The organism is Citrobacter sp. Ce119, from assembly GCF_030334525.1.
Classification (GTDB): Bacteria; Pseudomonadota; Gammaproteobacteria; order Enterobacterales; family Enterobacteriaceae; genus Citrobacter; species Citrobacter europaeus.
The window spans coordinates 750,291-762,608 of the sequence record NZ_JAOWDR010000060.1 but is presented as its reverse complement, the minus strand read 5'-3'; the positions used below and the strand labels follow the sequence as shown (position 1 = coordinate 762,608).

General features: G+C 44.7%; 7 protein-coding genes. 1 reads left to right on the top strand and 6 read right to left on the bottom strand.

The features are described 5' to 3' along the window. The first annotated feature begins 44 nt into the window (after positions 1-44). The gene (locus tag OGV80_RS23820; protein WP_072033925.1) at positions 45-389 is read left to right on the top strand and encodes a hypothetical protein; all 345 of its coding nucleotides are present in this window, start codon (positions 45-47) and stop codon (positions 387-389) included. Between the two features lie 429 nt (positions 390-818). Here the strand turns inward: OGV80_RS23820 and OGV80_RS23815 are convergent, their stop codons facing one another. The 6 genes from OGV80_RS23815 to OGV80_RS23790 form a co-directional block, all read right to left on the bottom strand. Next, a complete protein-coding gene (locus tag OGV80_RS23815; protein ID WP_087052599.1) occupies positions 819-3,341 on the bottom strand; it encodes a DUF262 domain-containing protein in 2,523 nt (840 codons plus the stop codon). After that, positions 3,334-5,091 (bottom strand): DUF262 domain-containing protein, encoded by a 1,758-nt coding sequence (locus tag OGV80_RS23810; protein ID WP_087052598.1) that lies wholly within the window; start codon positions 5,089-5,091, stop codon positions 3,334-3,336. Before OGV80_RS23810 ends, OGV80_RS23815 begins: the two co-directional genes overlap by 8 nt. 138 nt (positions 5,092-5,229) lie before the next feature. After that, positions 5,230-5,985 carry a M48 family metallopeptidase gene (locus OGV80_RS23805; protein WP_087052597.1) on the bottom strand — a complete coding sequence of 252 codons (756 nt, stop codon included), beginning with the start codon at positions 5,983-5,985 and terminating at the stop codon, positions 5,230-5,232. Beyond that, on the bottom strand, positions 5,982-9,266 hold the full coding sequence (locus OGV80_RS23800) for a type I restriction endonuclease subunit R (RefSeq protein WP_087052596.1): 3,285 nt from the start codon (positions 9,264-9,266) through the stop codon (positions 5,982-5,984). The genes OGV80_RS23805 and OGV80_RS23800 overlap by 4 nt, the downstream gene beginning before the upstream one ends. A 21-nt stretch (positions 9,267-9,287) precedes the next feature. Further along, the gene (locus tag OGV80_RS23795) at positions 9,288-10,550 is read right to left on the bottom strand and encodes a restriction endonuclease subunit S (RefSeq protein WP_286515826.1); all 1,263 of its coding nucleotides are present in this window, start codon (positions 10,548-10,550) and stop codon (positions 9,288-9,290) included. Further along, a complete protein-coding gene (locus OGV80_RS23790) occupies positions 10,540-12,063 on the bottom strand; it encodes a type I restriction-modification system subunit M (protein WP_286515825.1) in 1,524 nt (507 codons plus the stop codon). The genes OGV80_RS23795 and OGV80_RS23790 overlap by 11 nt, the downstream gene beginning before the upstream one ends. Between the last annotated feature and the right edge of the window lie 255 nt (positions 12,064-12,318).

Below are 12,318 nucleotides of genomic sequence, written 5' to 3'. Positions count from 1 at the left end.
ATAAAGCTATACTTTAATAGCCATACATTTAACAGGTATTAATCATGAAACTGCCATCGGTATTTTCATGCACCGTGCTCATATTACTGCTGCTGGCGTCATCGTCTGCCACAGCCAGCGCGTTACAAAACCAGGCCGTCAGAGAGCAAGAGTTAAGCGCGGCACTCCGAGCCGGTAATGGCGTCATCATCATTGGCGGAACGGATGATTTCGCTTTCACGCTCAGGGCACGAAACCGAATCCACAGACATTTGGCGATACAGGATAGCTTTGGCGATCCCATCCTGATGAATAGTTTCCAGGACCACAACTATAATCCCGCCCGCGATGGGTTTATTAACAACCCTGCCCGAGGGAGCTTTATGTTTAACGCACCGATTCGTCGATAGAATGACTGGCAATAGTGAGTGTGTAGAGGACAATTTACGTATCTGGCGGGTGACTTGACGCAAGGTAACGGTGGTTCGTAAAAAACAGGCACAAAAAAACCACCCGTAGGTGGTTTCACGACACTGCTTATTGCTTTGATTATTCTGTTCTTTCCCATGGTACCCGGAGTGGGACTTGAACCCACACAGCGCGAACGCCGAGGGATTTTAAATTCTACGCAGGATCAATGAGTTACATAGCAGTGTATTGCGAAACTTTGCTGTAGTTGTCCTTCTACTTTACTGTAATTGGCAGTAAATAGATAGACTTGGATAACGCTGAGCACAGAATCAGCACATAGCTGAAACTCACCGTGTGTCACGTTGTATCTGACCACACGGTGGTTTCAGGTTACTGCATGTATTCACATACAGCAACCTCACTTAATGCTATGACAATTGCTCGCGGGCTAGATCACTTAGCCGAGTGCAAAGGTTGGATATTATTGCTAATGCGCGATCAGGCTCTTCACAGTAGTACACATAATTATCATCACTACATTGCCAGTCTTCAGGATTGTAATCCTTCGAATCAGCTAGAACAATAAATCCACAAGATTCCATAGCACTCTGCAGTTCATCTGAGAATGGTACTGTCTCATCATTTCGGTAGCACAATATGTTATATTGGTTGTCTCTGAAGAATATTTCCAACTCAACCCGTTGCCCATGAAGAGAAAAACCACTTAAATGTAGAAATGATATATCTTCCCCACTACGTACGCTATTGTAGAACTTGTGCTTGAAAGGAGCTGTATTCAGTTTTCTCTCTTTTAATTCCAACTCTAAGTACTTGGAATAAAGTTCACTTTGATAGTGATTTCGCTGAGACTCATGTAACAATACGCTCTCGTGAGTATTCAATACAATAAACCCCTGATTAGAAAGGCTAAATAACTCTGACTTCTCAATCAAGATAGTACGCCAGTTAAATGGCTGCTCACTTAATGCCTTAGCACAAATCCTCTCTAATCCACCCCTTAAATCACCCATATCAAAATCCGGATCATCCAACACGGCTTTAACATGTTGTTGCCGTGCATTCCAAAGAATATTTGAGTCTTGCCGTAATAGACGACGCCAGGAATGATCGCGGTCGACGTTATTCTTATTTGTACGTGAACTAAGAAGGTTGAATCTATCCGCTGTTGTCGAGGTAAGATAGTCACCTTTTGAAAGCACAGCACGCTCCCATGCAAAATCTAATACTTCCGAGCTTTCGCCTATTGCACTAAATACTGCCGAACTAGTATCTGCATAGTGTTTGAATCGTGTAAAATAGTTTTCCTTCACATCATCCCAATCAACGTTTCCGCGACTGTTAAAGTAGTCAGAAATACCGCTGAACTTCAATGCGAAACCTATTTGCCCCCTGAAATATTCGTGGTTTTCAAGTGCAAGAATAGCCTCCTTCCACTCATAAGATTTTATCAAAAGATGAGCTTTCAGTTTTTCTTCAGATACTTGAACGGCGAGAAAACCTTTTATCATTACATCCTGGATGAGTAAATTCAGCACAGTGTCATCACGTTGGGACAATTCATTGATAGACAGCAATGCTTTATGATAATCATCTATAGTATTGAAAATAGTGTTTTCCGTGAGGTTGAATACAACTCGCATCCAGGATGCTAACTCCTCCCCTATCTTGCCATTCGCTACACCAGCGTAAAAAGCATGAAACCTCACCTTTTCCGAAAAACTTGAGTTATTGGTAATGATTTTTTTGAAAATAGATTCTTCATCATAATATCTGTTATTGTTCAGATATATGGACAAACCCGGGCATGAACTAGCATGACCTCGTAACAGATCCAGTTGCATAATCAATTCAGCTATTAGCGTCTGTGACAAATATCCATACTGTTCATACTCCATAAAGGATAATGAGTTAACTTTACCACCCGAACCAAACAATTGCTTTTGTAAGCTATAACTATCCTCTGCTTCTTGCAGTAACAGAAAGTTGGCTGTACATATGGCAATATAGTTCATTAACTCATCATCAAAAGAATTATCTTTGGTTACAACATTTCGATAGCACCAGAACAGATCAGCCCAATCCGTATCAATTTTATGAATGAAATATTCATAGCCAGACACAGGCGTATCTTTGAAACTTAGTCTATATTCCGGCCAATCTCCGGTGAATGATTTAATGGTTTTTTCCAGCCTTGCCTTAAAATTTTCAAATTCTGTCAGCGGCTTGCCTCGGGCATTCATTTTGATATACAAATCATCCGTGAGGTTGAATTCAGCAAGGTTAAGAAATCTAAATGTAATTATCGGTTTATCTTTGTCGGTAAGCTTATCAAAGTAATCTACATTTCCAGAAAATTGGAGGTGAATCGCATCCAGCATCGTCAGCATTGAACTAATAGTAGGGTCACTCTCCCACGATAAATAGAACCATGACCTGTCTTTAATCGTCTTACTCAGACACTCAGTACCAGACTCCAGCAACAAAGCACAGAAATCTATATCATTGCCAACCAATGCATTGCAAAACTCTCTCGAACTGCTGCGAGTTTCATAGGTAAAATGGGAATTCCCGTCCGTACTTAATACCCGTCGAAAGGATTCTTGCTGATCTGCAATTTGAGCAAGATACCAGTGTAGTAAGAACAAGGTGGTCAATCGTTGCTGACCATCCAAGGGGATGAAACGATGCCGTCCAGTATCATTGCTAATCACGCTACCATAAACGAAGTCCAAATCCTGAAAAGGTAGACCTTTTTCCAAATAGCCATGTAATGCTTGTAAAAAGGTATCTCTAACCTCTGCAACGTCTATCCGGCCTTGGGCATAATCCCGTTGGATTATAGGGATTTCTACCTGCATATATCTTTGTTCAAACAACTGGAAAAAACTGAGTCGTTCACCCGAACGCGAATCGATTTTTATATTACTCACTCTTCTCTCCTTGGTCAGGCAAATAGTCTTTCAACGTTTGACCTATTGCTTCCTGATAATATTTAGCATCAGATTCTGACCAATGAACAAGTTCAGTTACAGACTGGCTATAATATTTTAAAAAGACGTTCTTGGTACAAATGGGGACAAAAACTCCGCGCTTATCATTATCTATGATGCGGGCGCGTTTAATTGGAAACAAGGCATTTTTGTAACTGCGGTTGGTTGAAGAGTCCAGCAGTGCCAAGTTGCCTAGCTCATCTCCCCAGGACACTTCATCTTGGCCAAAGTAACTAACTACCTCATTATAAAGCCTGTCAAATTCATTATCGATATGTTCCAAGGTCAAGAGTTCAGTGGCTATGGCAGCAAATTCTTGTTCTCTTTCTAAAGAATCCCCTTTAAACCGACTACCACTGAAGTAAACCTCAATGTCCTTTAACCACACCCTGCGAGCAACCCCAACAGGGGCAGAATCTGTCTGGGACCGAATGTGCTCAATATCCCATTTTTCTTGCTTATAGCGGTCAAAAGGAAAACGTATATCTGCTTCCCTCGTTGACAATAAAGTTTGAATATTGAACAGCAGAAGCAATTTTTTAATGACAGGCTCATCATAGTAAAGCTCATCTAACTGGCACCTGACCTGGAGACGAATACGATCTTTCAAATATTTTTTGAACTCTGTTTTCGTTGAATTCTCTCGCTCCGACTCAGATTTTAACTCCGCAACTTTCTCACCGCAATCAACCAAAAAGCCTATCAAATGGTATAGCTCTCTGTCCTGGAACCATTCATCAAAGCTCAGGAAATAACGCTTTACCCCTTGCCACAGATGCTCAATATTAGCCGTGCCAGACTTGAAATCTTCATGGAACTTATGGAAAGTGAAAAATGTCTCGTCATTAGACTTTTTCCCTTTCATTAAATCGAAGATGTATTCAATTCGTGTTTGGTAGTGTTTACTTGAATTACTTATGAAATACCAGAATGCTGGTTCCTGCAACCGCTTTTCAATAATATCCCATTCCGTCGCAATCTGTAACTGCTTCAATCTTGCTTGATCATTGTGAAAATGACTTCGCTGTAAAAACAAAGCCTTAACCAACTCAGCATTGGTCAGAGGTATTTTACCAATATTGATACGGGAAAAAACATCAATGGCATAATCGTTGTTAAGGCATTCGTCACTTAAATCATACCAAATAAGCTTTACAGAGCGTTCTTCAGTAGACTTAGCTAGTAACGTCGCCAAGAGTTTATTATTATCATTATAATCTTTGTCGGAGAACCAATTTCTAATAGCATTATACGCTTGGACCATATGAAAGAAGTCAATATTGTCAGTGTTGGATTCTTTATGAATCCCCTGCAAAAATGCTTCACATCCCGGCCGGGTCTCATACTTCAACATATACACGCTTTTTTTGTATGCCTCCTCTAAGGGTCTCTTCAGGTGCTCTTGCTCCAAAAAGTGCAGGATAAGACGTAACGTGGTTAGCCTTTGCTGCCCATCCACGACCTGCCAACAATCTTCCCCTCGAACCACAACAACAGGCTGTAGACAGTAAAATGAAGAATCATTACCGCCATGCGGTTGACTGAACTCCCAGATATCATCCAGTAGTTCTTTTACTTGGATCGCCCCCCAGCGATATCCCCGCTGATAAGCAGGTATGTAAAAATTTTCTCCCAAAAGTTCATAGATATTTCTAAGATAAAGCTTTTCTGTTGAATGAGTTGTATTCATCGTTGTTCAACTTCCCGTGTTGTCACTATCGAAGGATTTGATGCTATCAATTTTGTATTTTAGGCTTGAACTTGGAAAATCTAATTAACTCGTTCCTGACTCCCCTAGACAAATGAGCCCATTGGAATAAGTTAGAAACTACATATCTGCCAACAACATCCCCGCCATCCCATCCAGTCGTTTCTTGACCTTTTCCCAGCCCGGCATAACCTGCCCCATCAGACGGTAAAACTCCTCGCTGTGGTTGTGCTCAGCCACATGGCATAACTCATGCAACAAGACATAATCGATGCATTCTGAGGATGCCTTAACCAGCCATGGATTCAGGGTCAAACAGCCTTTTGCTGAACAGTTACCCCATTGCGTTTGCATCGCCCGCAGACGTATCGGCGGACGCTCACTAATCCAAAGGGTCTGCGGTATCAATAAATCAAGCCTGCGCTGAATGACATCTCTGGCGCGTTCCCGATACCATTCGGCCAACAACGCTTTAACCTTTTCTGCCGATTTGTGTCTGACAGTCACTTCCAGACGCCCACGCAACATTTTCACTCGTTGCGGAATAGTAGCGTCTTCTGTTACTTTCAACTGATACTGCTTACCAAGATAGTAATGGCTCTCTCCGCTGACATACCGACGCGGGACAATGTGTGTCTGTTGCTCCCTGAAATCACGCAGTTGCTGGTATATCCAGCGCCCTCGTTTTTTCAGCGCAGACAGCACCTCGTGCTCCGGTGTTTCTGGCGGGATAGAGGCCACAACCCGACAGTCAGGATGCACCTTGATGAGCACCCTGCCCTTTACGACCTGACGCGGAACACACTGTACGACGATGACTTCATCACCATAAACAATGCGTAACGCTTTCATTGCTGGCGATTCTTTTTCACTCATGATTTCATCAAACCAACGCGCAGGATCTGGATGATGGTTTCCACAATGCGGTTTACCTGAATCATTCCGGCACCAATATCCCGGCAGGCCGTAAACAGCAGTGGTAACAGACTTGTCTTAACGGCCTTCTCAATGTCCTGAGGGTTGAGGGAATTTTCTGCCACTGCTTTGACGATAATGCTGTCCACCTCAAAGGCTAGCTTAGTCCACTTCTCCTGCACCTGAACATCGTTTACCGCAAAAACCTCCGGTAGCTCTTTTTTAAATACACCGTAATACGCCTGAGCATGCTTGTTTACCGCCAGGGCATCCGGGATATCGCTGAGCTTACGGGCTTCAACTTTTTCTTCAAACTCACGGAATAGGAGATACTGTTTTAGGGGATGGTCGAACAGTTTTTCTGCTTCTTCAATAGCCATACGCAGGAGTTTTGAAAAAGCCTCCTGAGCGTACGGGTCATCACGTAGGTCCTGCTCAATCATCTTCGTCACACGGGTTTTAATGATGTCGGTTTCATTGCGGGTTTTATTGTTGTCCCACTCTTCGGGCTTTTCGCTCTTGCCCATTTTACCGACTTCATACACGCCATCCGGTTCACGAACCTCAACGCCGGTGACATGCTTATCCAGCAATTTTTTCACCTGCTCCGCGTAGTCGTCATAATTGACCTGCTCGCCGCTGACCTGCATTGCCCACTGGCGCAGGCTGGACATCTGTTTTACGGTTTCTTTATAGAGATTTCGGTCTTGTTCCGTAAAGCTCTTGTCGGTGAAGAAGGTAGCGGACTGCAGTGCCACTTTCAGGCATCCGGCAAAAGCCGTTAACGACTCGAAGAAATCATCACGGATTTTCTGATGGATATCGACCATCTCTCCGTCACGTTCTTCCATTTTTGGCACCAGAACCGCGCGTAACTGTTCAGTATCATTCTTGTTTTTGACACCGGCAAATATGGCCCACAGCTGGTTATACAGATGCGGCAGCCGCTTGTATTCAGAACTCATAGCGCTGTACAGCCCGTCAATATCCTTGATGTCGTATCCTCCCTGCGTTCGGGAGGCGAGATCCTGATATTTACCGATAGTGGTGTCCAGTTCAGCCAGAATGCCGCGATAATCAATCAGCAGGCCAAACTTTTTCAGTGGATGCAGTCGGTTCACCCGGGCAATCGCCTGGATTAGGTTGTGGGACTTAAGCGGCTTGTCGATATACAGTACGGTATTTTTCGGTTCATCAAACCCGGTGAGCAGTTTATCGACGACGATCAGTAATTTGAGCTTTTCATCGGTATCGAAACGACTGATGATATTGCGGGTATACGCGGACTCATCCTGCGTGCCGACGTTATCCTTCCACCATTTCGTCACTTCTGGCAGTTTGCTTTCATCCACCTCGGTATTCCCTTCCCGGGTATCCGGAGGGCTGATCACCACCGCTGATTCAAACAACCCGGCTTCATCAATATACTTTTTATATTTGATGGCGGAGATTTTGCTGTCGCAGGCAAGTTGCCCCTTCAGCCCGTCATTAATATTTTTCGAGAAGTGCGTGGCGATATCGAGTGCAATCAGTCGGATGCGGTCATCTGCGCTATAGACCTCGCCCTTACGGGCGTATTTACGCTTAAGGTCGGCTCTTTGCGCCTCGCTCAACCCATCAGTAATGCGGTCAAACCAGGCATCAATCGCCCGATCATTCACTTCCAGATCCGGAATACGTTCTTCATACAGCAGAGGCGTAACGGCTTTATCTTCGACAGCCCTCTGCATAGTGTAGGCGTGGACAATCGGGCCGAATTTATTGGTAGTCTTATCTTCTTTCAGCAACGGCGTACCGGTAAATGCCACAAAGGCGGCATTCGGCAGGGCCAGTTTCATTCGCACATGGTTCTCACCCCCCTGGCTACGGTGCCCTTCATCAATCAGTACAATAATATCGGGGCTGTTATTGACGCATTCAGGAAGTTTTGTCGCTGAGTTAAATTTCTGGATAAGGGTAAAGATTATACGTTCTTTACCAGAGCCAATCTGCTGTGCCAGCTTCTGACCTGAGGTCGCCATCGCTTTGGCCTTATCATCCTTCCCGGCCAGTTCTCCACCAGAAGCGAAAGTACCGCTGAGCTGCCCTTCAAGATCGACACGATCCGTCACCACCACAATGCGACACTGCTTCAGGCTGTCATGAAGGATCAGCGCCTTGCTGAGGAAAACCATGGTGTACGATTTACCTGACCCCGTGGTATGCCAGATCACCCCACCTTCCCTGCCACCATCCGGTCTGAGAGTACTGATGCGTTCCAGCAGTCTTTTTATGCCGAACACCTGCTGATAGCGAGCGACTATCTTCCCTGTCTTTTTATCAAACAGGGTGAAGAAGCGGGTCATCTCCAGTAGACGTTCCGGCGAAAGCAGGCTGATAAGCAGCTTATCCTGTCCACTGACAGCCAGTTCACCAGCGGCTATTAACTGTTGGTACCAGTCGAGATCGGCTGAAGGACGATGATCAAACAACGCATCAATTTGTTCAGTCGATAACGGATGGTTGCGCAACGCATACATCTGCGCATCCGTAATATCTTCTTCACGCCATGCTGCCCAGAATTTCATTGGCGTATGGCAGGTACCGTAGCGCCCGTCATGCCCGTTAATCGACAGTAATAACTGGCTGTAGGCAAACAACAGCGGGATTTCGTCGTTGAACTGATTGCGGATGCTCTGTGATATCCCCTCGTCAATGGTTGGCCCTTTCTTACCGTGACCTGCCGGGCTTTTCGCTTCAATGACAGCCAGCGGAATACCATTAACAAAACAGACAATATCCGGTCTGCGGGTTTCAACACCGCCTGACCGCAATACCGTAAATTCTTCAGTAAAGTGGAACTGGTTATTTTCCGTATGTTCCCAGTCAATCAGCGCAATGGTGGGACTGACCTTCTTGCCATCGACAAACTCCGTAACGGCGATTCCGTAAAGCAGATGGTTGTACATCCGCTCATTGGCTTTCAGCAGCCCTTCATTCAGTGCCGGAGAGCAGACCTGAGATATCAGGTTATCCAGTGCTTTTTCCGATAACTGGCAAGTTTTACCGCTCGCCATAAAGGAACGCTTCGACAACGCCTCACGCAGAACCGGACGCAGCACCACCTCATCATGTTTATAGCCCCGATAATCCATAATCTGTTTCGGAGATAAAAACGACCAGCCGAGGCTGGTCAGTAACGTCAATGCCGGAATTTTGGCACTGTATTCTTCCTGGAATTTTGGCGTGTACGTCTGGTTCATGAGCGTTCCTTGTTCTTCGCTTTAAGCGCTAACGGCTTCTTGTTCTTCCACGTTTACTGGCACGGAGACACGACGTTTGCCAGTCAGTAACTGCTGCATCAGGGCTTTTTTCTCATCTTTCAGGCAGGCGAGTTTTTTCTCCAGGATGGAGATTTCAGCATCGGCAGCGGACAGGACGGCAGCGATTTTTTGTTGTTCTTTTATACTGGGTAGGTTTAGTTCAAACTCTTTAACCATTCCGGCGTTTAGGTTGGACTGTGTACCTTGCTGGCCTTGCAGTTTTATTTTTTCTTTTAATGATGCAAGATAGAAATATAAAAACTCATAATTTAAACAATCTTTTGGTCTAATACCTAGGATTGCCTGTGAAGATGTTAAATTTACAGCAGCAATGCTGCATTCACCTATAGAAGCATACATAGCATAAAGAACCGAATTTTTTGGATATATTCTTGCAGATGAACTGGTCAATCCTAATTCAGTCAGATATTTTTCAGTTGTAGCAATCCACTTTCCATTAGATGTCATATCAGAAATTGATACCCATGGGATATCCCCGCCATAATACTCTTCAACCGTTGATTTCGGAGTACCTCCACTGTTCATATCGGCTATCGCACCCAATTTTACTCTCTTCCACTTTCCACTAAACCTCATCTCATTCTCATCCAGTAAGCGCTTCTTTCCAGTAAGCAATTGTTGCATCAGGGCTTTTTTCTGCTGTTGACTGTTGGCGAGAAGGTTTTCCATCACCGAAATCGCCTTATCCCAGGTTGACAGGATTTGGGCGATTTTCTTTTGCTCCAAAAATGAAGGGACTAAACCAATAACAGAACACAATCTGTCAGGTGAAGTATGCTTTACTTTTGTCCCCGTAGATTGTTCAGTAATTTGCTTACGACTATCTTCATGATTAAAAAAAAGATAAAGAAAATCAGAGCAAATCTTATCTGGACAATTAATCTCAACTAGTCCTAGACGTTGATTATGTAAATATTTATTATCTTCAGGAACAAACAAAGGACTACCCAACAAACCTTCAGCCTGCTCAGTCATTGCTAAAAGCAAGTCACCCTTGCTTAAAAGGTAACCATTAGGTATAGGCCCATTATAGAACTTTGTTTTAGGGCCTTGGTTCCGGAATCCACCTGACTCATTAAAACTTCCAGGGGTTAAAAGTACATATTTCCCATCATTTGAGAAATATTCACTTTTGAATGCAAATCCATGTTTAATCGTAATTAACCCGTGTAGATCACGCTTCTCCCACCCCTTAGGCACCATAACCCAACTCCTTCAGATATCCTGCCATCTCCGCTTCCAGCTTCGCCAGTTCCGCTTTCAATTCCTCCCGCTCTTTACGTACGGCAAGCAAGTCAACCTCATCCTCTTCTTCAAAGGTATCGACATAGCGCGGAATATTGAGGTTATAGTCGTTGTCCTGAATCTCCTTCAGGCTGGCAAGATAGGCATATTTTTCGACGTTATCGCCATCACGGTAGGTCTTAACGATTTTTTCGATGTTTTCTTCACTGAGCTGGTTCTGGTTTTTACCTGCCTTGAATTCACGGCTGGCATCGATAAACAGCACCTTGTCATCCACTTTCTGCTTTTTGAAAATCAGAATCGCAGCCGGAATCCCCGTACCATAGAACAGTTTTTCCGGCAGTCCAATTACCGCATCCAGCAGATTTTCATCAATCAGTTTCTGGCGAATTTTACCTTCGCTGGAGCCACGGAACAGCACACCGTGTGGCACAACTACGCCCATACGCCCCGTTCCTGGTTTCAGGGTTTCGATCATATGCGAGATAAAGGCGTAATCGCCTTTAGTCTTCGGCGGTACACCGCGACGGAAACGACCAAACTTATCATTCTCGGCCTCGTCATGCCCCCACTTATCCAGGCTGAACGGTGGGTTTGCGGTCACGATATCAAACAGCATCAGATCGCCATTTTTATCGAGCAGCTTCGGGTTACGAATGGTATCACCCCACTCTATTTTGTGGTTGTCTTCGCCGTGCAGGAACATGTTCATTTTCGCCAGCGACCATGTAGAACCAATCGCTTCCTGACCAAACAACGCATAGTTACGGCTGTCATGTCCGGAGACGATTTTACGCCCGCACTTCATTAACAACGAACCGGAACCACAGGCCGGGTCGCAGATGGTATCACCGGGTTGTGGGTCGAGCAGTTCAGCAATCAGATCCGAAACTTCTGGTGGGGTATAGAACTCCCCGGCTTTCTGCCCACCGCTGGCAGCGAAGTTTTTGATTAGATATTCATAGGCATTACCGATGACGTCCAGCGTACCTACACGGCTTGGCTTCAGGTTAAGATCTTCACCGGCAAAGTCTTCCAGCAGCTGTCGCAGGATGGTGTTCTTCTGTTTTTCTTCACCCAGACGGTCGGTGTTAAACGAAATATCCTGGAACACGCTTTTCCCGGCATCTTTCAGCTTAGTGCCGTTGGCTTCTTCAATGGCATGTAGGGCTTGGTCGATACGCTCGCCATTGCCTGGCTCATGACGGCGTTCATACAGTGCATAGAAACTGGCGCTTTTCGGCAACACGAAGCGTTCATTCGCCATCATCGCTTCAATCAGCTCCGGCGCATCGCCATACTGTTCTTTATATTCATCATAGTGATCCTGCCAGACATCCGAAATGTACTTGAGGAACAGCATGGTAAGGATAAAGTCTTTATAGGTGTCAGCACTGATGGTGCCACGGAAAGTGTCACACGCGGCCCACAGGGCTTTGTTGATAGTATCCTGACTGATTTTATTATTCATGAATCATCCAATTACGAGAGTGATTGCACCAGCATGCAGCATTGGCAATTAATGGACTAATAATACCGGAAAACATATTGTGGGGCATGTCATACTCTGACCGAAATCAAAATGAAATAAGAAAATAAAGAGGAAAAAAAGCAATGGGGCAGGATGATGAACGTAATAGACAAAAACAAAAAAACCACCCGTAGGTGGTTTCACGACACTGCTTATTGCTTTGATTATTCTGTTCTTTCCCATGGTACCCGGAGT